Origin of the sequence: Streptomyces sp. WAC05374 (assembly GCF_004353505.1) — a bacterium.
Classification (GTDB): Bacteria; Actinomycetota; Actinomycetes; order Streptomycetales; family Streptomycetaceae; genus Streptomyces.
Map to the genome: position 1 here is coordinate 12448 of NZ_SMNQ01000007.1, position 21628 is coordinate 34075.

At 75.5% G+C, this 21628-nt stretch carries 16 protein-coding genes and 1 tRNA gene; 4 read left to right on the plus strand and 13 right to left on the minus strand.

All coding sequences use genetic code 11. The annotated features are described in order from the left end of the window. The first annotated feature begins 1 nt into the window (after nt 1). Together E2B92_RS15825 and E2B92_RS15830 are read left to right on the plus strand one after the other, a co-directional pair. Nucleotides 2-2749: an FtsX-like permease family protein gene (locus tag E2B92_RS15825; protein WP_133087571.1), complete on the plus strand. Its 2748-nt coding sequence runs from the start codon at nt 2-4 to the stop codon at nt 2747-2749. Then, nucleotides 2746-3696, plus strand: a complete 951-nt coding sequence (locus tag E2B92_RS15830) for an ABC transporter ATP-binding protein (protein ID WP_133087572.1) — start codon at nt 2746-2748, stop codon at nt 3694-3696. The genes E2B92_RS15825 and E2B92_RS15830 overlap by 4 nt, the downstream gene beginning before the upstream one ends. A gap of 10 nt (nt 3697-3706) precedes the next feature. Here E2B92_RS15830 and E2B92_RS15835 read toward each other — a convergent pair whose 3' ends face one another. From E2B92_RS15835 to E2B92_RS15865, 7 genes are all read right to left on the minus strand, one after another. Beyond that, on the minus strand, nt 3707-4366 hold the full coding sequence (locus E2B92_RS15835; protein ID WP_126889440.1) for a hypothetical protein: 660 nt from the start codon (nt 4364-4366) through the stop codon (nt 3707-3709). After that, nucleotides 4363-4797 (minus strand): acyl-CoA thioesterase, encoded by a 435-nt coding sequence (locus E2B92_RS15840; RefSeq protein WP_126889439.1) that lies wholly within the window; start codon nt 4795-4797, stop codon nt 4363-4365. The genes E2B92_RS15835 and E2B92_RS15840 overlap by 4 nt, the downstream gene beginning before the upstream one ends. 10 nt (nt 4798-4807) lie before the next feature. Further along, a complete protein-coding gene (ettA, locus tag E2B92_RS15845) occupies nt 4808-6472 on the minus strand; it encodes an energy-dependent translational throttle protein EttA (protein WP_126889438.1) in 1665 nt (554 codons plus the stop codon). A gap of 250 nt (nt 6473-6722) precedes the next feature. Beyond that, on the minus strand, nt 6723-8231 hold the full coding sequence (locus E2B92_RS15850) for a Cys-Gln thioester bond-forming surface protein (RefSeq protein ID WP_133087573.1): 1509 nt from the start codon (nt 8229-8231) through the stop codon (nt 6723-6725). Between the two features lie 166 nt (nt 8232-8397). Beyond that, complete coding sequence (locus E2B92_RS15855) at nt 8398-8865, minus strand: single-stranded DNA-binding protein (RefSeq protein WP_133087574.1); 468 nt, start codon at nt 8863-8865, stop codon at nt 8398-8400. A 211-nt stretch (nt 8866-9076) separates the two neighbouring features. Next, nucleotides 9077-10900, minus strand: a complete 1824-nt coding sequence (locus tag E2B92_RS15860) for a GTPase (protein ID WP_133087575.1) — start codon at nt 10898-10900, stop codon at nt 9077-9079. Further along, on the minus strand, nt 10897-12492 hold the full coding sequence (locus E2B92_RS15865; protein ID WP_126886233.1) for a dynamin family protein: 1596 nt from the start codon (nt 12490-12492) through the stop codon (nt 10897-10899). Before E2B92_RS15865 ends, E2B92_RS15860 begins: the two co-directional genes overlap by 4 nt. A 314-nt stretch (nt 12493-12806) precedes the next feature. On the opposite strand from E2B92_RS15865, the gene E2B92_RS15870 reads away from it, so the two are divergent. Continuing rightward, nucleotides 12807-12879: transfer RNA gene (locus E2B92_RS15870), tRNA-Arg, on the plus strand. A gap of 417 nt (nt 12880-13296) precedes the next feature. On the opposite strand, the gene E2B92_RS15875 is transcribed toward E2B92_RS15870, so the two are convergent. The 4 genes from E2B92_RS15875 to E2B92_RS15890 all read right to left on the minus strand — a co-directional run bounded on the left by E2B92_RS15875 (nt 13297) and on the right by E2B92_RS15890 (nt 16912). Then, nucleotides 13297-13932: a class F sortase gene (locus E2B92_RS15875; protein WP_126886235.1), complete on the minus strand. Its 636-nt coding sequence runs from the start codon at nt 13930-13932 to the stop codon at nt 13297-13299. 5 nt (nt 13933-13937) lie between these two features. Next, nucleotides 13938-14648: a DUF4142 domain-containing protein gene (locus E2B92_RS15880; RefSeq protein WP_235023846.1), complete on the minus strand. Its 711-nt coding sequence runs from the start codon at nt 14646-14648 to the stop codon at nt 13938-13940. A 120-nt stretch (nt 14649-14768) separates the two neighbouring features. Beyond that, a complete protein-coding gene (locus E2B92_RS15885) occupies nt 14769-15230 on the minus strand; it encodes an anthrone oxygenase family protein (protein WP_126886237.1) in 462 nt (153 codons plus the stop codon). A gap of 98 nt (nt 15231-15328) precedes the next feature. After that, nucleotides 15329-16912 (minus strand): vWA domain-containing protein, encoded by a 1584-nt coding sequence (locus tag E2B92_RS15890; RefSeq protein ID WP_126886239.1) that lies wholly within the window; start codon nt 16910-16912, stop codon nt 15329-15331. A gap of 362 nt (nt 16913-17274) precedes the next feature. Here E2B92_RS15890 and E2B92_RS15895 point away from each other — a divergent pair, with 362 nt between their 5' ends. Beyond that, nucleotides 17275-17913, plus strand: coding sequence for a DNA-binding response regulator (locus tag E2B92_RS15895; protein WP_126886241.1), 639 nt, complete (start codon nt 17275-17277; stop codon nt 17911-17913). Nucleotides 17914-17945: 32 nt separating this feature from the next. Here the strand turns inward: E2B92_RS15895 and E2B92_RS15900 are convergent, their stop codons facing one another. Beyond that, nucleotides 17946-18797: an ABC transporter permease gene (locus E2B92_RS15900; RefSeq protein WP_126886243.1), complete on the minus strand. Its 852-nt coding sequence runs from the start codon at nt 18795-18797 to the stop codon at nt 17946-17948. Beyond that, entirely contained in the window at nt 18794-21547 is a 2754-nt protein-coding gene (locus tag E2B92_RS15905; RefSeq protein ID WP_126886245.1) for an alpha/beta fold hydrolase, read from the minus strand. Before E2B92_RS15905 ends, E2B92_RS15900 begins: the two co-directional genes overlap by 4 nt. Between the last annotated feature and the right edge of the window lie 81 nt (nt 21548-21628).

Sequence of the window (21628 nt, forward strand, 5' to 3'; positions counted from 1 at the left end):
GATGCGCCGGACCGCTGTTGCCGCGCCCTGGGTGCGGACCCGGCTGCGGGCCTTCCCCGGGGCCGCCGTCGCCCTGGGCCTGCTCGTGGCGGTGACCGCGTTCCTCGCCGCCGCGTTCCCGCGTGCCGTCGACGCGTACGAGACGGAGGGCCTGCGCCACCGGATCGCCGGCGCCGCCCCGCCCGACTCCGTCGTCGAGGTGACCGTGCCGGCCGGGCCGGGCACCGGGGAGGCGCACGTGCGGCCGGAGGCGCTGCGGACGCTGCACCGGGCGGTCCTGGACGCCCTGCCGGAGCCCGTACGGGCCGACGCCGCGCAGTCGTCGTACGGGCTGCGCACCACCAGGCCGCTGCCGGCGAGCGATCCGGGCCTCCCGGCGCCCGACGGCCTGCCGCCCGAGTTCACCCTGGCCACGCCCTCGGAGCTGGGCCGGCACGCCACCGTGCGCGCCGGACGCCTGCCCACCGCCCCCGCGACGGCGACCGCCACCGGGGTGGAGGCGGCGGTCACCGCCGACACCGCCGAGGCCCTGGAGCTGTCCCCCGGTTCGGTGGTGCACCTGCCCCGTGCCGGGCGCGGGCCGCTCGCCGTACGGATCACCGGCGTCGTCCAGCCCCGGTCGCCGCGGCAGGCGTACTGGTCGGTCGAGCCGCGCCTGCGGACGCCCGAACTCACCGCCAGGCAGGCGGCGGGCGCGCCCCGGTTCTTCTGGGATGCGGCGCTGCTCCTGCCGCCCGAGGCGGCTCCCGTGCTGCTGGGCACGGCCGGTGAGCCGCAGGGCTTCTGGCGGATCGCGCCGGCCACCGGGCACCTGACGGCCCGGGACGCGCCCGCGCTGACGGGGGCGGTCGCCTCGCTGACGGGCGGCCCGGACCTGCTGGCGGTGCGCGGGCGGCTCGGTGACGCGGCCGCGGTCGACACCCGGCTCGGTGACCTGCTCGCCTCCCACGACGGGATGCGCGCCGCCATCGGGCCGGTCGTGGCGGTCGCCGCGGCCGGGGCCGGGACGGTGGCCGTCGTGGTGGTGGGCATGGCGGCGGGGCTGGGCGCCGCGCGGCGGCGGGACGAGCCGGCGCTGCTGCGGGCGCGGGGCGGGTCGCTGGGCGGGATCGGCGGGCGGCTGCTGGCGGAGACGGCCGTGGTCGCGGTTCCGGCCGCCGCGCTGGGGCTGTTGCTCGCCGTGTGGCTGGTGGGATCGGACCGGTTCGGGTACGCGGCGGCCGGCGCGGGCGCGGTGGCGCTGGTGGTGTGTGGGGTGCTGCCGGTGCGAGCGGTGTTCCCGCACCGGCGGCCGGGGGTGCACCGCGGCCGGGACGACCTGGTGGCCGCGCGGCCCTCGCGGCGGCGCACGGTGGCGGAACTGACGCTGCTGGCCCTGGCCGTGGCCGCGGTGGCGGCGCTGCGCACGCGGGACGCGGGGGCGGGCGGGGCGGACCTCCTCGCCGGCTCGGCGCCGGTCCTGGTGGGCCTGGTCGCCGCGCTCGTGCTCGTGCGGCTGTATCCGCTGCCGCTGCGCTGGGCGGCCCGTCCGGCGCGCCGGCTGCGGGGCGTGGTGGGGCCGCTGGCGCTGGCGGGTGCGGCCCGGTCGCCGGCGGCGGGTGCGCTGACGCTGCTGGCGCTGCTGGTCGCGCTGACGACGGCGGGGTTCGGCGGGTCGGTGCTGGCGGGCGTGGCGGCGGCCCGGGAGGAGGCGGCGGTGCTGGAGACGGGCGGGGACGCCCGGGTGTCGGGGGCCGCTGAGGCGGTGCCGCTGCCGGACGGGCTGGTGGAGGCGGTGCGGGGTGTCGAGGGCGTGCGGGAGGCGGTGGCGGTCCAGGTGGAGTACGGCGTGCCGCTGGCGGACCGGCCGGGTGTGCCCGGTTCGATGAGCGTGACGCTGATCGGTGTGGAGCCCGGCGCGTACGCGGAACTGGCGCGCCGCACCGGGCAGGGCTCCTTCCCCGCCGGTGACCTTCGGCGGGCGGGTGACGGGGACGGGGGCCGGGTGCCGCTGCTGCCCGCGGTCGTCTCGCCGTCGGTCGCCCGGCTGATGGGCGCCGAACAGCGGCTGGTCCAGTCGCACGCGGGGACCTTCCGGGTGCGGGTGGCGGGCGTGCGGGAGCGGACCCCCGCGGTGCCGGGAGCGGACTTCATCGTCGTGAACGCCGCCGACCTCACGCACCGGGCGGACACGGTGCTGCTGGTGAGCGGCCCGGTGGAGGGCGGGGCGCTGCGCTCCGCGGTCGGGTCGGCGGCCGGCGGCTTCTCCGTCCGGCTCCGCTCGGAGGCGCGTGCCGGGTTCGTCGAGTCGCCGATGCAGACGGGCGCCGAGCGGGTCTACGCGGGCGCCGTCGCGGCGGGCGCCGGGTACGCCGCGCTGGCGCTGCTGCTGGCGCTGCTGCACGGAGCGCCCGGACGGGCGGCGCTGCTGGCGCGGTTGCGCACGCTGGGCCTGTCGCGGCGGCAGGGCCGGTGGCTGCTGGGCCTGGAGGCGCTGCCGCAGGCCCTGCTGGCGGCGGCCGGCGGGACGCTCACGGGGTGGGCGGCCGTCGCGCTGCTGTCGCCGGGCGTCGACCTGGCGCGGCTGGCGCTCGCGGCGGCGCCGGGGCTCGCCGCGTTCGACGGCGCGCCGCTGCGGGCGGACGCCTGGTCGCTGGTGCTGCCCGCGGTGGGGGTGGTGGTGCTGACGTCGGCGGTCGCTCTGGGTCAGGCATGGTGGGTGACGCGCCGCGGCTCGGTCGGGGAACTCGGGGCAGGGGAGGCACGATGAGGGACACCACGCTGGCGGAGCTGGAGCGGCGCGTCGCCGAGCGGCGGGACGGGCCCGCGTACGGGGACGGCGCGATGATCGTCTGCGACCGTCTCGTGCGCGTGTTCAGCGCCGACGGGGTGGAGGTGCAGGCGCTGCAGGGGCTCGACCTGCTGGTGCGCGAGGGCGAGTTGATGGCGCTGGTCGGGGCGTCGGGCAGCGGCAAGTCGACGCTGATGAACATTCTGGCCGGCCTGGACGTGCCGACGGCGGGCGCGGCCCGGGTGGCGGGGTGCGACCTGCTCACGATGGACGCGCGGGCGCGGCTGCGCTACCGGCGGGAGGTGGTGGGTTTCGTGTGGCAGCAGACGGCCCGCAACCTGCTGCCGTACCTGACCGCCGCCCAGAACGTGGCGCTGCCGATGCAGTTGCGCGGCCGGGCCGGCCGGGCCGGGCGGGCGGGGCGGGCGGGGCGCGTGCGGGAGCTGCTGTCGATGCTGGACGTCGCCGAGTGCCGGGACCGGCGCCCGCACCAGATGTCCGGCGGGCAGCAGCAGCGGGTCGCGATCGCCGTCGCCCTGGCCAACGCGCCGTCCGTGCTGCTGGCCGACGAGCCGACGGGCGAGCTGGACTCGGCGACGGGTGAGCAGGTCTTCGCCGCGTTCCGGCGGGCCAACGAGGAGCTCGGCACCACCGTCGTGATCGTCACGCACGACCGTGCGGTGGCGGGCGAGGTCCGCCGTTCGGTCGCCATCCGCGACGGCCGCACCTCCTCGGAGGTACTGCGGCGCACGGAGCTGGACGCGCAGGGCCGGGAGGCGATGGTGGCCCGCGAGTACGCCACCCTCGACCGCGCCGGGCGGCTCCAGTTGCCCGCCGAGTACACGGAGGCGCTGGGCATGGAGCACCGGGTGCTGCTGGAGCTGGAGCCGGACCACATCGCCGTACGCCCCGACGACGCCCCCTGATCCGCCCGGTTCACACGGCGGTGACGCTCAGCCCCGTCCCCAGGCCGGCCGTGCGGACCGCGACCGATCCGTACGGGGTGCGCAGCCGCAGCCACGCGCCGGCGGCGAGCAGCGCCACGGGCACCTCGTGCGGGGGCAGGAAGCCCAGCGACTGGGCGGCGTGGACGGCCCGCAGCGGCAGGCCGGTCGAGCCGATCGTGCGGGACCAGATCTCGTGGCCGATCCGGTCGCGCTCCGCGCGGGTGCGCCGCTCGGCCGGCAGCGCGCCGTCCCGGGCCCGGAACTCGGCCACCGCCGCCGCGACCGCGCCGCGCAGTCCGGCCGCGTCCGGCAGGCCGGCGGCCTCGCGCCAGCCGCCGCGCGGCGGGAGCACGCCCGCCCAGGGCGGGCCGGTGACGGGGGCGGGCACCATGGCCTTGCCCGCCGACTCCTCGATGCCTTCCAGGAGTTGCCCGGCGGACACGGTGACGTCCAGCGGCGCCTCGTCCAGGAGCGCGGCCGTGCGGATGGCCAGCACGTCGAACGAGGCCGGCCGGCCGAACACGGCCAGGGCCCCGCCACCCGCCTGGAGGCGGACGGCGGCGGCCCGGTCGTAATGGATCAGCCGGGCCAGGAAGGCCGCGAGGTCGGCGGCCTCCCTGGCGTCGGCGAAGTGCAGCGGCGGCGTCATGCGGCCGCCGGCTCCCCGCGCATGCCGTCGTCCACGTACTCCTCCAGGAACGAGCGCTCCTCCGCGGTGATGCGGCGCGGGCGCTGCGCCTCGAGGTCGAAGGGCACGACGACCGTGGAGGCCCGTACGTACACCTGGTCCGGGTCCTTGATCTCGTACGCGATCGTCAGCGACGCTGCGCCGATCTTGGTGACCCACGACTCGATGGTCACCGGCTCGTGCCGGTGCACGAGCGGCCGTACGTAGTCGATCTCGTGCCGGGCCACGACGGACCCGCCGGAGAACGACGGCGAGCCGTTCCCCGGCGCCAGGCGGAACATGAAGTCGATCCGGGCCTCCTCCAGGTAGCGGAGGAAGACCACGTTGTTGACGTGCCCGAAGGCGTCCATGTCCGACCAGCGCAGGGGACAGGCGTAGATGTGACGAGCCACTGCCTCTGCCTCAGCCCCGGGTGAGCTTCTTGTACGTGGCGCGGTGCGGCCGGGCCGCGTCCGGGCCGAGGCGCTCGATCTTGTTCTTCTCGTAGGACTCGAAGTTGCCCTCGAACCAGAACCACTTGGAGTCGCCCTCGTACGCCAGGATGTGCGTGGCGACGCGGTCGAGGAACCAGCGGTCGTGGGAGACGACCACGGCCGCGCCGGGGAACTCCAGCAGCGCGTTCTCCAGCGACGACAGGGTCTCGACGTCGAGGTCGTTGGTCGGCTCGTCGAGGAGCAGCAGGTTGCCGCCCTGCTTGAGGGTCAGCGCCAGGTTGAGGCGGTTGCGCTCACCGCCGGACAGGACGCCGGCCGGCTTCTGCTGGTCCGGGCCCTTGAAGCCGAACGCGGAGACGTACGCGCGGGACGGCATCTCGACCTGGCCGACGTTGATGTAGTCGAGCTCGTCGGAGACGACGGCCCACAGCGTCTTCTTGGGGTCGATGTTGGCGCGGCTCTGGTCGACGTAGGAGATCTTGACGGTCTCGCCGACGCGGATGGAGCCGGAGTCCGGCTCCTCCAGGCCCTGGATCATCTTGAACAGCGTGGTCTTGCCGGCGCCGTTGGGGCCGATGACGCCGACGATGCCGTTGCGCGGGAGGCTGAAGCTCAGGTCGTCGATGAGGACCTTGTCGCCGAAGGCCTTGTTGAGGTTCTCGACCTCGACGACGACGCTGCCCAGGCGCGGGCCCGGCGGGATCTGGATCTCCTCGAAGTCCAGCTTCCGCATCTTGTCGGCCTCGGCGGCCATCTCCTCGTAGCGGGCGAGACGCGCCTTGGACTTGGCCTGCCGGCCCTTGGCGTTGGAGCGGACCCACTCCAGCTCTTCCTTGAGCCGCTTCTGGCGCTTGGCGTCCTTCTGGCCCTCGACCTTCAGACGCGCGGCCTTGTTCTCCAGGTAGGTGGAGTAGTTGCCCTCGTAGGGGTGGGCGCGGCCGCGGTCGAGCTCGAGGATCCACTCGGCGACGTTGTCCAGGAAGTACCGGTCGTGGGTGATGGCGACGACGGTGCCGGCGTACTTGGCGAGGTGCTGCTCCAGCCACTGCACGGACTCGGCGTCCAGGTGGTTGGTGGGCTCGTCGAGCAGCAGGAGGTCGGGGGCCTCCAGCAGCAGCTTGCAGAGCGCGACGCGGCGCTTCTCGCCACCGGAGAGGTTGGTGACGGCCCAGTCGCCGGGCGGGCAGCCCAGGGCGTCCATGGCCTGCTCGAGCTGGGCGTCCAGGTCCCACGCGTTGGCGTGGTCGAGCTGCTCCTGGAGCTTGCCCATCTCCTCCATCAGCTCGTCGGTGTAGTTCGTGGCCATCTCCTCGGCGATGGCGTTGAACCGGTCGAGCTTGCCCTTGATCTCGGCGACGCCGTCCTGGACGTTCTCCAGGACCGTCTTGGACTCGTCGAGCGGCGGCTCCTGGAGCAGGATGCCGACCGTGTAGCCGGGCGAGAGGAACGCGTCGCCGTTGGAGGGCTGCTCCAGACCGGCCATGATCTTGAGCACGGTGGACTTACCGGCGCCGTTCGGGCCGACCACACCGATCTTCGCACCGGGCAGGAAGCTCAGCGTCACGTCATCGAGGATGACCTTGTCGCCGTGCGCCTTGCGCGTCTTGCGCATCGTGTAGATGTACTCAGCCAAGAGAAACCGTCCGGCAGTCCGTGAGTGGGCAGATACACCCCATCTTGCCTGACGTCCACCCGACGAAGGAAACCAGTAACCCCGCCGCACCCCGGCGGGGCCCCGCCCGGCGCGGTGGCGGTGGCGGACCGGTCGCACTCCGTCACGGCCGGCCGGCAGCCGGGCCCGGGCGGGCCGGCCGGCCCGGAGGGGGCGCCGGCCGGGGGGACCCGCCGGGCTCCTCGCGGGGGTGCCGGCGGGCCGGTCCGGGTCAGTCGTCGGTGCCGGGGTCCTTCTTCTTGCGGAGGAGGACGAGGGCGGCGCCGCCGAGCACCACCATCGCCAGGGCGATGCCCGCGATCATGGGCGTGGCGCCGGAGGCGCCGGTCTCGGCGAGGTCCGGGCCGTCGTCCGGCGCGCCGGGGCCGGCCGAGGTGCCGCCGGCCGAGAGGGGGCTGGGCTGGGCGGCCTGCTGGCCGGACAGGGACACGGCGGCGCTGCCGGTGGTCCGGCAGTCGAGGATGCCCTGGAACGTCTTGTTGAGGCCGCCGGGCCCGGTGATGGTGAAGTCGTACGCCTGGTCCTCGGCGACCGGGACGGTCACGGTCCGGGACTCGCCGGCCTGGACGGTGTGGGTCAGGCCCATGAGCTCGAAGGCGAACGGGGCGTCGCCCTTGTTGGTGGCCGTGACGTCCACGCCGCTCCTGGCGCAGTTCTTCCTGGCCGAGAGCGCGGGGATGGCGCCCGAGGCGGCCCAGGTGGCCGTCGCGGTCGCGGAGACGGTGGACTCGCTGGAGCCGGCCAGGATCTGAGTCTGGCTCTTGGTGGCCCCGGCGAAGGCGCGGCCGACCGGCACGGAGGTGGTGGCCTGCACGGTCAGGGCGGCGGAGCCGTCGGCGGCCTTGGCGGGCACGTCGACGTACAGGCGGCTGCCGTCGGTCGCCGTGGTGACCGGCTTGCCCTTGCTGTCGGTGACCCTCACGCCGCTGGCGGCCGCGTCGGCGGGCGGGGCCACCGTGACGCGTCCGGCGTCCGTGCGCACGGTCACCGGGCCCAGGCGGGTGCCTGCCGGGCCGGACACGGCGCTGGGCTCCAGGCTGAGCGAGGCCCGGGGCTCGGGAACGCTCCCGGCCTCCTTCTCCAGCCAGTCGGCGAGCTTCTCGGCCGCCGGGTCGAGCGCCTGGACCTGCGCGTTGTCGGAGTAGCGCCAGATGGCGACCTGGGTGCCGGCGGCCGCGGTCGCGGCGGTCAGCGGTCCCGAACCGGCGTCCTCGGCCAGCCCCACCAGGTCGTCGACCTGGGGGTAGGAGTGCTGGAGGATCCAGCGGATGCGGCCCGCGTCCCGGTTGCCGCCGAGGGAGGTCTGGTCCCAGGAGGTCTCCAGGTACCTGGCCTTCTCCTGGGTGGGGTTGTGGAGGTCGACGCAGTACGTCTTGAGGGTCCCGCCCCCGTCGACGGTCATCTCGAACAGCCCGGCGGGGATCTCGTGCCGTTCGCCGTCGACGCGGAGCACCGCCTGGTCGAAGGTGGTGAGCCCGTTGAGGGTGGCGGTGGCTCCGCCCTGGTGCTGCGGCGCCTCGTCGGCCACGGCGGGGGACGCCCCGGCCAGGAAACCCCCGGCGACCAGGCCGGAGGTCACGACCGCGGCGAGGAGACGGGCGGGACGCCTCCCCCGCCTCCGTACAGAAAACGCAGCAAACACAGATTTCCCCTCCGGGCGAGACCCTTTCGCGTGTGGCGCGTGGGGGGAGTGCCTCGCCTGCCGACTCAAGTGCCCCATGAGTACCCGGGAATCCTAGAGAGAGCCGACCCTGCACAGTCCCCTGTCATACCGTCAGACAACCATTCCGACTCGCAATCGTTATCGCGAACGCCGTTTCACGGGTGCCGCACACGCCGAATCTCCACATCCGCTCACCGCGCGGTGGCCCCGCCCTGACACACCGTCACGACACCAGCTCGACCGGCCGGTCCGCCGCCCGCTCCCCTCCCCCGCCGCCCGTGTCCGGCACCGCGTCCGGCACCGCGTCCGGCCGGTCCGCCGGGCGCGGTTCCCCCTTGAGTACCCGCCGGAACGCCGACGTCCCGCGCGTCAGGTCGTGCCCCACCGCCGAGGCGTCGATGTCCACGAACGTCCTGCGCTGGCCGTCCCAGTCCTCCTCCCGCACCCTCAGCCGTCCGTGCACCACCAGTGGGTCGCCGACGGCCACCGACGCGGCGAGATTGGCGCCGAGCGCCCGCCACGCGTTGACCGTGAAGAAGCTGGTGTGCCCGTCGACCCAGCCCGCCCTCTCCCGGTCCCAGCGGCGGGCGGTGGCCGCGAACCGGAACTTCGCCACCCCTCCCGTCGCCGTGTCGCGGTAGTCGACGCTCGTCGCGACATTGCCCACAACCGTCACCATCGTGTCGTTCATGACACCCACCCCTCGTGGACCTCCTGCTGACGGACCCCATGCTGGCCCGCCCGCCGAGGTCCCGCTCGGCCCTGTGGACACGCCCGCGCATGTGGACAACCTCACCACCCGCACGGAGGACACCCGACCGGCCGACCACCCCGGCCGACCACCCCCGGCCGCGCCCCCCGCGCCCCCCGCCGACCACCCCGCCGGCCCGCCGACCGGGGCGTCACCCACCCCCCGGCCGCACCGCCCCCACGACCGCCGCACGCCCCGCGCCCGGCCCCATGCCCGGGCCCGCACCGGGCCCCGCACCCGGCCCGCCGCCCTCCGCGCGCCCCCGGGCCACATGCGCGTACCGCTCGCGCACCTCCCGGTACCGCATCAGCTCCGCGGCGATCGGGTCGAGCACCATCGCCCGCCCGCACCCCGCCGCGGCCTCCCGCAGTCGGCGCTCGGTCTCCTGCCCGTACCGCCGGGCGGGCCCCCGGGCCGCCGCCGCGCACGCCCACTCGACCAGCGGCCCGCCGACGATGCCGGCCAGCATGATCAGGACCGGCGGGACCAGCCCCGGTTCCAGGACTCCGATGATCTGACCGACCAGCCACAGCGCGCCGTAGAACTGGAGCAGCGTCATGGCCGCCTGCGCGAGGACCGCGGCCGGCCACCACGCGGGCCGGGGCGGACGCCCGCCGGCGGGTGGCGCCCCCACCGACACCGCCAGCTCGTCCAGCGCCTCCGGCAGCCCCCGCGCCCCGCGCACCGCCGCCTCGCGCACCGCCTGCGCCCACGGCGCCGGCAGCCCGTGCGCGGCCTCCTCGGCGACCACCCGCACGGCCTGCTCGACGCGCTGGCGGGCCGTCAGCTCGTCCTCGGGCGCCGTCGCCTCCGGCCCGCAGCCCTCCTCCGCGACCACCACGGCGCCCCGCGTGCGCAGCCGCTCGTACCAGCGCCACAGCCGCAGCCACGGCGTGCCGCACGCCCGTCCCGCGCCGCGCCGCCACTCGCGTTCCGCCGCCTCCCCGGCAGCCCGCGCGCCGACGGCGACCGCGAGCCGGGCGCCGAAGTCCTCACGGGAGCGCTCACCGAGCCCGGGGTGGCCGTCCGCGACGTACACCGGGCGCAGCCGGGCCGCCGCCGCGTCGACGTCCGCCGACAGGCGCCGCTCGGCGGCGCGGCGGCCCTGCACGAACGCCCCGAGGACGTCGCGCAGTTCGCCCACGCCCTCCCCGGTGAGCGCCGACACGGCGAGGACCGTGGCGCCCGGTTCGCCGTGCTCGCCCAGCGCCATCCCGTCCTCGTCGAGCAGCCGCCGCAGGTCGTCCAGCACCTGGTGGGCGGCGTCGCCCGGCAGCCGGTCGACCTGGTTGAGGACGACGAAGGTGACCTCGGCGTGCCCCGCGAGCGGCCGCAGGTACCGCTCGTGCAGGGCGGCGTCGGCGTACTTCTCCGGATCGACGACCCAGATGACCGCGTCGACCAGGCCCAGCACCCGGTCGACCTGCGCCCGGTGCGCGGTGACGGCCGAGTCGTGGTCGGGCAGGTCGACCAGGACCAGCCCCTGCAACGCCTCGTCGCCGACCCCGCCCGCCAGCGGCCGGCGCCGCAGCCGGCCCGGGATGGCGAGCCGGTCCAGCAGCCCGGCCGCGCCCTCGGACCAGGTGCAGGCGATGGGGTTGGCCGTGGTGGGCCTGCGCAGCCCGGTCTCCGAGACGGGTACGCCGGCCAGCGCGTTGATCAGCGCGGACTTGCCGCTGCCGGTGGGTCCGGCGATGGCGACGACCGTGTGACGGGCCGACAGCCGCTGGCGCGCGGCGGCCTCGTCCAGCACCCGCCCGGCCTCGGCGAGGGTGTCGCCGTCCAGCCGGGTCCTGGACAGCCCGACCAGCTCCCGCAGGGCGTCGAGCCGTGGCCGCAGCGTCCCGGCGTACGCCTCACCGATCGGCGCGGGCGGCTCGTCCGCCGGGTGGCCTTCGGCGGCGGCCTGCTCCTGGGCGCGGCGGGCGATCAGCCCGTCGTCCCAGCGTTCGTCAACGGCGCTCACCGCCGTCACCTCTCCTTCTGAAGTCGGGACAGCGCGGCGATGAGTTCGGCCTGCGGCTCGGGGGTGACGCCGAGGGCCCGCAGCGGCTGGAGCCGCCGGGCCCGCTCCTCGTCCAGTACGCGGTCGATGTACGTGGTCACCAGCTCGCCGCCCCGGTCGCGCACCCGCAGGGCGCCCTGGGCGCCGAGCAGCTCGGCGAGCCGGTCCCCGGCGCCGCGTGCCCGGCGCCCGCCGAGCAGCGCGGCCGCGAGGAGCGCCGCCACCGTCTCCGCGTCGGGGGCGGCGGCCCGGTCCATCCGCCGCACCTCGTCCTCGGCCAGCTCCTCCAGCACGCGCCGCCAGCGCCGTACGGCCATCCCGATCCGCTCCCCGGTCTCCCGGTCGGGCCCGGCCTGCGCCCCGGGGCCGGTGTCCAGCGCCCGCGCGGCCGGTTCGCGCCGCCAGGACTCGCGTACGTGCTCGTCGGCGGCGGCGACGGCGCACTGGAGCAGGGCGGTCAGGGACTCGGCGAGGGAGTCGAGCAGTTCGGTGGCCGAGCAGTCGCGGGGGTAGCCGCGCCAGCGGGTGCGGGCGTCACCCGCGAGGACGGCGCCGCGCCCCAGTTCGCTGCGTACCCGCTCGCCCTCCTGCTCGTACGCCGCCCGGACGGCGCCGGTGAGGCGGACGGCGGCGGCGTACTGCGCGGCGACGGCCCCGGCCAGCTCGGGCATGCGTGCGTTCAGCGAGTCGATCACCCCGCCGGCCGTGCGCCCTACGGCCTGCTGCCGGGCGGCCGGGTCCTGGGCGTGGTGCGCGAGCCAGGCGCGCAGCGGGGCGACGGCGGTGTCGGGCAGCAGGCCGCTGCCGCCGCCCGCCGACTCGGGCAGCTCGGGGATGGTGAACCGGGGCACCTCCCCGAGCCCGGCGCGCACGAGGAGCGCCTCGTACTGCCGCGACACCTCGTTGATCACCTGGTGGGGCACCCGGTCGAGGACGGTGACGAGGGTGGCGTCGTACTCCTTGGCGGTACGCAGCAGATGCCAGGGCACGGCGTCGGCGTACCGCGAGGCGGTGGTGACCATCACCCACACGTCGGCGGCGCAGATCAGTTCGGCGGCCAGCTCGCGGCTGCCGACGACGAGCGAGTCGATGTCGGGGGCGTCGAGCAGCGCGAGCCCGCGCGGGACGGTGTCGGCGGTCTCGACGCGCAGGGCCCGCTCGTCGCCCGCGTCCGCGTCCGCCTCCCCGCCCTCGGGCGTCCACACCCGGGTGAGCTGCGGCAGCACCCGCATCCCGGCGAACCAGTGGTGGTCCTCCGGGTGGCAGACGAGCACGGGGGTGCGCGTGGTGGGCCGCAGGACCCCCGCCTCGCTGACCCGCCGCCCGACCAGCGAGTTCACCAGCGTCGACTTCCCCGCACCGGTGGACCCCCCGACGACGGCGAGCAGCGGCGCTTCGGGCTCTTTGAGGCGGGGCACCAGATAGTCGTCGAGCTGCGCGAGCAGCTCGGCCCGCGTCTGCCGCGCCCGTGGGGCACCCGGAAGGGGGAGGGGAAGACGCACGGCGGCGACACGGTCGCGCAGGGCGGAGAGTGCGTCGATGAGCTGAGGCCGTACGTCCAAGGTCACCACATGCGAAGAATGCCCAATTTCATCACCGTTTTGAAGCGTATGGCTCCCCCTGCGCGCCGATCGGACACACGGGACAGACGGGATGAGTGGGACGCAGGCATAACGAGTAGACAACACCCGGGGCGTGAGACGTGAAAAGCGCTGCGGGAATCGCACCCACCTGCGATTATCGGTTCGCTTCACCGAACCTCCACATCGTGCCACGCAGGTGAAGCGACCGGGTCAAGGCGATCGGAGCCCTATCCTTGTCCCCGGCGAGGTCACGGACCACCCAGCAGGGGCTCCAGGCCACAAGGCCACCACCGGCCCCCGTAGCTCAGTGGATAGAGCAGGCGCCTTCTAAGCGCTTGGCCGCAGGTTCGAGTCCTGCCGGGGGCGCACACAGCCTCTCACCTGGTGATACGCGTGAGGGGCTGCTTCGTTTCGGGTGGCGCGCCGGGCATGGGCCAAGCGCCTTGGACCCCGTTTCGCGCCCTGCCGGGTGCCGCCACGACCCTCCGCCGCGCGCCTGACGCCCACCCATGGCGGGGCCGTCGCCGCCCGGGCCGGGTGAGGCGCTCGGGCCACGTCCCCACCCAGGTCGTCGCCCACCCCGCGATCGCGGACGAGCTGATCGGGCGGCTCGTCGCGGCCACCCGGGAGATCCGGCCCGGGTGTCCGGACGAGCCGGGTGGGAGGTAACACCCCACGCCCCAGCGCCCGTTGATCAGCCCCCGTGATGGGATCGCGAACCCGGGCGCCATCGCGCCCCGCGCCGGCCGGGGCCGCCGTGCACCCCGGCCGTGCGGTCGTGCGCTACCGGACCGGCTCCCCGTACAGGACCAGGTTCTCGGCGTACGCGTGCGCGTCGGGGTCGAAGTCGCCCGCGCAGGTCACCAGGGCCAGCCGCGCGGTGCCCCGGGGTGTGAACAGGTCTCGCGGCAGTGCCTTCTTGGCGTGCGTACGGCGGGCGGTGATCCGGTACGTGTGGCGGGCGCCGTCCGCCGTGGTGACCTGGGCGCGCGCCCCCATGGGCACGTCGTGCAGGGCCTCGAAGGGGCCGGCCCCCTCGGCCGCCGAGTCGAGGTGGCCCGCCAGCAGCACGGTGCCGTGCGCCGCGCCGGGAGGGGCGCCGAGCGCCCACCAGCCCAGCTTGGCGGGGGATTCCGGTACGGCCATGACCCCGGCCGCGTCGGCGGTGACGGGGTCGACCGGGGTGGGCCGCAGGTGGCCCGGGACGTGCAGGGACACGGGCGGGGAGTGCGCCGGTGCCCGCCCGGCCACGACCGGGGGCGCGGCGGCAGCGCGGGGCAGCACGCCCGTGTCCGGCGGCCGCGCGGGGGCCGGGAAGAAGGGGAAGAGGTACGCCACGACCGCCGTGGCGACCGCCGCGAGCCCGGTCCGGACCAGTACGCGGTCCGGACCGGGCCCGGTGCCGGGCCAGGCGCCCATCGGCGTCAGCGGTTGTCGTTGCGGCGGATGCGGGACGCCGCCCAGAAGGCTCCCCCGGCCACCAGGACGCCGCCGACCGCGAGCGCGGGCACGGCCAGGACGACCGGTACGTCGGCCGCCAGGTTCGTGGCGGCCTGGCCGCCGTTGCCGGCGTGGATGGCGTGGGGCGCGGAGGCCGCGTGGCACTCGCCGCCGCGCACCATGTCCAGGTGCATGGCGACGACCGGGCGCGCGGCCTTGGCGGCGGCGGTCACCTGGGCGTTGTGGCCGTTGGCGATCTGGTTGTCGATCCGGGCCAGGGTCTTCTCGTGGGCGGCGGCCTGGGCGTCGAGCCACGCCTTGTCGTAGGCCTTGGTGCCCGCCTTGGCCATGACGGCGGCGAGCGTGTCCTGCTGTTCCTTGGAGGGCGCGACGGGCAGGTCGACGCCCAGCTTGTCGGCGAGGGCCCGGGTGTCGGCGTCCAGCTTGGTGTGGTCGCGCACGAGCACCTTGCCGACCTTCTTCACGCAGTCGGTGGTGGCGTTCTTCTGGGCGTCCTTGCCCGCCGCGATCTCGGTCAGGTTGCCCTGGTGGGAGGCGCGCAGGAAGCCGGCGTCGGTGGGGTGGCCGGAGGTGGCGCCGTCGGCGGGCGCCGCGGCGAGGGCGGGGCCGGCGGCTATGCCGGTCAGGGCCAGACAGGTGAAGGCCGTGGCGGCCCAGCGGTGGGTGCGGGTCACGATGCGTCGTCCGTTTCTCGTCGGTCGGTGGGCGACCCCCACGGACGAGGGTCACCCGACCATCCGGACACGGCACGGCGCCGGGCGCCACTCGCCGTACTGCATACGGCGCACGCCCGTTCAGACGAGCGGGGCGGCGACCAGCAGGGCGAAGGACGCCGTGACGAACAGCGTGCGGATCAGGTGGAAGGTGTTCCAGCGGGACTCGAACGCCTGCCGCGCGGGCGTGGCCGGACCGCCCTCCGAGGCCGCCAGGGCGTTGTTGAGCGGCACGTTCCCGCCGATGGTGACCAGGTGGTTCAGCACCGCGCAGACCAGCCCGGCGACGATCAGCCAGCGCTGGCCCTCCGACCGGCCCGCGACCGGTACGGCGAGGGCCAGGGCCGGGAACACCGCGACGCCCGCGAAGGCGGTCATGAAGACCGCGCGGGGCACCTGCGCGTTGACGCGCCGCATGACCGTGACGAACTGCTCGTCGGTGAGCCGGGCGAACGCGGGCATGATGCCGGTGAGGAAGATCAGCATGAAACCCGCGTACAGGCCGGTGGAGATGATCGCGAGGGCGAGCAGCAGCGTCGGCATGCGGCCATCATGGCAGCCGGCGCGGGGCGGCGTCAGGGCGCGAGACCCGTTCTCGAGCCGGGCTCGTGCGGCCGGCCGCCCCGCCGGACGCCCGCGCCTCAGCCCCTGAGGCGGTTGGCCTGGCGGATGGACTCGGCGAGCTGCTCCACCACCGCGGACTCGGTCGTGCGCGCCAGCGCGCCCGCCCGCTCGGCGAGTTCCGTGCCGGAGGGCGCGCCCGGCAGCTCGCCGCCGCGCAGCGAGTCGGCGAAGTACGCGGCCACGGCGGCGACCCGGAGCCCCGGCGCGGTGCCGTCGTCCCACAGCCGCCCGCCGAGGGCGCCGGCCGCGAGCGCACCGGACCGCTCGTGCGGGGCGCGCGAGGCCGGGTCGAGCCAGCGGACGGTGGCGGTGGCCAGCCGGCCGCCGCGGTCGAGCGCGCCGGGCCGGGTCTTCACGGCGTACAGCGCGGTCACCTGGTGGCCGGGGCCGACCTCGCCGCCGTCGACCCGGTCGTCGCGGAAGTCCTCGTCGGCGACCCGCCGGTTGTCGTAGCCGATGAGCCGGTGGGTCTCCACCGTCTCCGGGTCGAACGCCACCTGGGCCTTGGCGTCGCGGGCGCGCAGCTCGATGTGGGCGGGCAGTTGGTCGACGAAGACCTTGCGGGCCTGCTCGGAGGTGGAGACGTACGTGGTGTGGCCGTCGCCCTTGTCGGCGAGGCGCTCCATCAGCGCGTCGCCGTACTCGCTGCCGACGCCCACGCCGAAGAGCGTGATGCCGTACGCGCGGCGCTCGTCCGCGATCCGCTCCAGGATGGCCTCGGCCTCGGTCTCGCCGGTGTTGGCGAGCGCGTCCGACAGCAGGACGACGCGGTTGGTGGCGCCCTTGCGGTGGCCCTCGACGGCCGTGTCGTAGCCCGTGGTCACGCCCGCCTCCACGTTGGTGGAGGCGGTGGTCTCCAGGGCGTCGACGACGTCGTGGACACGGTCGCGGTTGCCCTCGACCCGGGTCATGGGCAGCCGGGTCTCGGCCTCGTCGCTGAAGGTCACCAGGGCGATCGAGTCGTCGTCGCGGAGCTGGTCGGTGAGGACGCCGAGGGACTCCTTGACCAGGTCGAGCCGGCCCGGCTCGGCCATCGAGCCGGAGATGTCGACGACGAACGTCAGCGCGGCGGGCGGGCGTTCGCCGTGCCGGTCGGCGGGCCGGGTGGCCAGTCCGACGCGGACCAGTGACCAGTCGGGGGCCGGTGTACGGGCGCCGTCGATCGTCACGGAGAAGCCGTCGCCCTCGGGCTTGGGGTAGCTCTGGCGGAAGCTGTTGACGAACTCCTCCGGCCGCACGGTGTCCGGCGCGGGCAGGCGGCCGTCGGCGAGGGTGCGCCGGGCGTAGCCGTACGAGGCGGTGTCGACGTCCAGGGCGAACGTGGACAGGTGGCCGGCGGGCGGCGCCTCGCGCGCCTCGTCGTGCTGCCCCTCGGCGCCGGGGCGCTGGCGGCCGTCCGGTGCGCCGGGCGCGGGCGCGGGTACGCCGGGTGCGGGTGCATGGGGGGCGCCCTTCCCGCTGTCGCGCGCGGCGGTGCGGTCGGCCCCGGTGCCGCCCGAGCAGCCGGCCAGGAGCAGCCCGCCGGCGAGCGCCGCCGCGACCGCCGCGCGCCGTGCGCGCGTCCGGCCCGCCCCGCCCGTCCTCCTTCGGTACACGTCCATCGAACCCCCCACGTCTCAGGTCGCCGCGTGTCCCGGTGGACATCCGGCTACGTGTGAATGTGACGTCCGCCGGGCCCCGGCGGACCGGCCCGAGGTGTTGCGGATGTGTCTCAATGCGGCAACGCGGAGCAGTCCGGTGCGACAAAGTGGGGCCGTTGGCTTGGACTCGCCAACCCCTGAACTTGCTCTTGTCACGGTGCGCAGTCACATGCGTACATGGAGTTGCGTACGTTCCGAGGGGATGGCGGGGGTGGTCAGCCGTGGCGGACGTTCCGGGCTCCGTGCTCGGTCGGGCGGCCTCAAGAGACACGAGCGCGGCGGGCGCCGCGCCGCCGCAGGCACCGCGCCCGGCCGGTCAGCCCGTGCGCGGGACGAGACAGATCTGCGCGACGCTCGCCGCGCTCACCGAGTCCGCCCGCCGTGAGCTGCTGACCTTCGACGACCCGGCCGCCTGCATGGGCCTGTCGATCCCCGCGCCCTTCCTGGAGCTCGCCGGGAGCTGCGTGCGCTCGGCCACGGAGCGGGTGCGTACGGTCCGTCAGATCGTGCCGCGCCACGCGCTCTCCCGGGTCACCGCCGCCGACGCCGGGTGGGCGGCGCGGCTGCCGGGCCGGGCCCGGCTGACGGACTCCATCCCGTTCAAGATGATCCTGGTGGACCGTACGGTCGCCGCCATCCCCCTCGATCTCGAACTGCTCTACAACGGGATACTCCTGATCCGGGACCCGGTCGTCGTGCAGGCCCTCGTGCGCGCCCACCACGCCTTGTGGGAGATGGGCGAGGAGGTCACGGCACGCCCCACGCCTCCCGGATCGCTCCCCATGCACCTGTGGCCGGTGCTGGAGGCCCTGCTGGCGGGCCTCACCGACGAGACGGCCGCCGCCCGGCTCGGCATATCGGGGCGTACGTACAGCCGCCGGGTGGGCGAGCTGCTCGCGGCCCTGGGAACGACGAGCCGTTTCCGGGCGGGAGCGGAAGCGGCTCGTCGTGGCTGGCTGTGAGGCAGCCCCTCCAGGGGCCGGCCCGGCGCGGGCTAGGACACGATGTCCTTGCGCGCGAACCCCCGGAAGGCGAGCGCGAACAGCACCAGGGCGTACGTCACGGACACCGCCGCCCCCTTGAGCATGCCGCCCCATTCCAGGTGCGGCTGGAGCGCGTCGGCCCAGGCGAACTGCCAGTGCGCGGGCAGGAAGTCGCGCCACGAGCCGAGCGCCGTCACCGCGTCCAGCACATTACCGATGATCGTCAGCCCGACCGCGCCGCCGACGGCACCGAGCGGGGCGTCGGTCCTGGTCGACAACCAGAAGGCGAGGCCCGCCGTGACCAGTTGCGAGACGAAGACGAACGCCACGGCGAGCGCCAGGCGCGGCACCGTGTCGGCCGCGGCGAGGGAGCCGCCCGTGGGCAGCTCCAGCGGCCCCCAGCCGTAGGCCACCGTGCCCGCCGCCAGCGCCACCAGCGGCAGCAGCACCATCGCGGCCGCGCTGAACGCCAGCGCCACGGCCAGCTTCGACCACAGCAGCCGGGCCCGCGGTACGGGCGCGGCCAGCAGATACCGCAGGGAGGACCAGCTTGCCTCGGACGCCACCGTGTCGCCGCAGAACAGCGCCACCGGCACCACCAGCAGGAAGCCCGCCGAGACGAACAGGCAGGTGGCGGCGAAGTTGGCGCCGGACGCGGTCGCCGTGTCCATCAGGGTGATCCGGTCGTTGCCGCGCCCGTCCGGTCCGCCGCCGATGGCGAAGGCGGCGATCAGCACGAAGGGCAGGGCGGCCAGGACCGCGCCCATGACGAGGGTGCGGCGGCGCTTGAACTGGCGTACGGCTTCCACGCGCAGCGGCAGGGTGTGCCCGGCCCGGTAGCCGGGAGCGGCGGTCGTGGTCACGCGGGTCCTCCTCCGATCAGGGTGAGGAACGCGTCCTCCAGGCGGCGGTGGGGGCCGGCACCGGTCACCGGCACCTCCAGGCGCACGAGTTCGGCGATCAGGGCGGTGGCGGTGGCACCGTCCAGCTTCACCAGCAGGCCGCCCTCCGTCCGTACGACCGAGCCGATGCCCGGCAGGGCGGCGACCTTGTCGACCAGCGGCTCCGGTACGTCCCCGGCCGTCGTGACGAGCAGCGTGTCACCCGCGCCGGTGATGTCGGCGACCGGGCCGGCCTGGACGAGCCGGCCGCGGTCCATGACCACCAGGTGCGTGCAGGACTGCTCGACCTCCGACAGGAGGTGGCTGGAGACGATGACGGTCCGGCCACCGGCCGCGTACCGGATCATCACGTCCCGCATCTCACGGATCTGCGGCGGGTCCAGTCCATTGGTCGGTTCGTCGAGGATGAGCAGGTCCGGCAGGCCGAGCATGGCCTGGGCGATGGCGAGGCGCTGCCGCATGCCCTGCGAATAGGTACGCACGGCACGGGCGAGGGCGTCGCCGAGCCCGGCGATCTCCAGGGCCTCCTCGATGTGCGCGTCCTCGGCGGGACGGCCCGTGGCGCGCCAGTACAGCTCCAGGTTCTCCCGCCCGGACAGGTGCGGCAGGAAGCCCGCGCCCTCGACGAACGCGCCCACCCGGGAAAGGACGGGCGCGCCCGGCCGGATCGCCTGCCCGAACACCCGGATCTCCCCGTCGTCGGGCGTGATCAGGCCCATGAGCATGCGCAGGGTGGTGGTCTTCCCGGCGCCGTTGGGGCCGAGGAGCCCGAGGACCTGGCCCTTCTCGACGGAGAACGACAGGTCCCGCACGGCGTACCGGTCGGCGGACTTGGCGTACTTCTTCGTCAGTGCGGTGATCCGGAGGGGTACGCCGTCGAGTTCCGGGTCGGGCGGGGGCGCCGCGGTCCGGCGGCGGGCGGTCAGCAGCAGGCCGGCGGCCACCAGGGCGCCGGCGGCCGGCAGCCCCCACACCCACCAGGGCAGGCCGGCGGCCTCCGTGCGCACGCCGGGCGCGGTGGGCACCGACAGGCCGCCCGTGACGCCGACGGTGTACGTCGCCGGGGTCACCGGGCCGGCGTAGCCGAGGTCGGTGGCGGCGAGGACGAGGCGCAGCCGGTGCCCGGCCTCCACCTCGTGGTCGATGGCCGGCAGGGTCAGCTCCACGGCCCTGCCGTTCTTCGCGCCCTCGACGCGGACGGGGCTGACGAGCTGGGCGGGCAGCACCTGGCCGCGCCCGTCGGGGCCGACGTCGTACACCTTGCCGAACAGGACCGCCTCGCCGGTGTCGGAGGTGACGGTGACGCGGACGGTGGGCGAGCCGGTGACACGCAGCGGCTCGGTGAGGGGCGCGGTCTCGAACCGGGCGAACTGGCCGGGGAAGTCGAGGGACACGCCCACCCCGAGCGAGGACAATCGGGACAGCCCGCCGCCGACTCCCGGTACGGCGGAGATGGCGGGCGGGGTGGCTCCGGCGGGGTTGCGGAAGATCTGCGGCGGGCCGGTGAGGGCGAGGGTGCGTGCGCCGCCGCGGAGGCCGGGATAGGTGGCGCCGGTGGCGCCGCGCAGCGTGGCCTGCCCGTCGGTGGAGTCGACCCCGCCGGTGCGGCTGACTCGGAACGCCGGGCCGGTGCCGGCGCCGGTGTCCTCCTTGAGGTACCGGTCGAACCAGGCGCCGATGCGTGCCTCGACGCGCCCGGTCTCCCGGTCGCCGCCGTCGTGCCCGCCGGAGATCCAGTCGACGGCGACGGGAGCGCCGTTCGCGCGGATGGTCCTGGCCATGGCGTCGGCGTGCGAGAGCGGGAAGAGGCTGTCCGCCTGCCCCTGCACGATGAGCGTCGGCACCGTGATGCGGTCGCCGACGGCGGAGGGGCTGCGGGCCTCCAGCAGCGCCCGGGCGGCGGCGTCCGGCTTGCCGGCGACGGCCACCCGCTCGTACATCGCGCACAGCTCGTCCTGGAACCGCCCGCAGGCGGCCGCGCCCGGTGCGGTGGCCGCGCCCGGTCCGGGGGCCGCTCCGGCGGCCGGGTCGGGGGCGCGGCCCGGGGGCTGGCCGTCCTCGCCGGGGGGCCGGCCCGGGGGCTCGGGCCGGTCCGAGGACGCGGCCGTGCCGGTGGTGAAGAAGATGCCGGCCCACAGCTTCTTGAAGACGCCGTCGGGGAAGAGCGCGTCCGCCAGGTTCCAGTACGTGATCTGCGGGGCGATCGCGTCCACCCGCTTGTCGTGCCCGGCCGCCAGCAGCGAGATCGCGCCTCCGTAGGACGAGCCCGACACGCCGACCCGCGGGTCGCCCTTGCCGTCGAGCCGCACCTCGGGGCGGGTCGCGAGCCAGTCGATCAGCCGCGACACGTCCTTGACCTCGTAGTCCGGGTCGTTGAGCCCGATGCGCCCGGTCGAGCCGCCGAAGCCGCGGGCGGACCAGGTGAGCACGGCGTACCCGTCCCGTGCCAGCGTCTCGGCCTGGGCCCGCACGTCCTCCTTGCTGCCGCCGAAACCGTGCCCGAGGAGCACGGCGGGGCGGCGGCCGTCCGCGGAGCCGGAGGTGAAGAACGAGGTGTCGATCCTCGCTCCCGGCATCTCCATCACCCGGTCCTCGCGGCGCACGGACGGTTCGCCGTCCGACGCGACGGCGGTCCAGGTGCCGGCGCCCGCGAGCAGCACGACGGCGGCGGCGGTCGCGGCCGCCGCGCGGGGTGGAATTCGGATCTGCATGTCTCGACCCTAAGCGGCGCCCGGCCCGGCCTCGGCTGCCGTACGGCGGAACTCGGGGGCCTTCCTGAGGTGTACGGACTA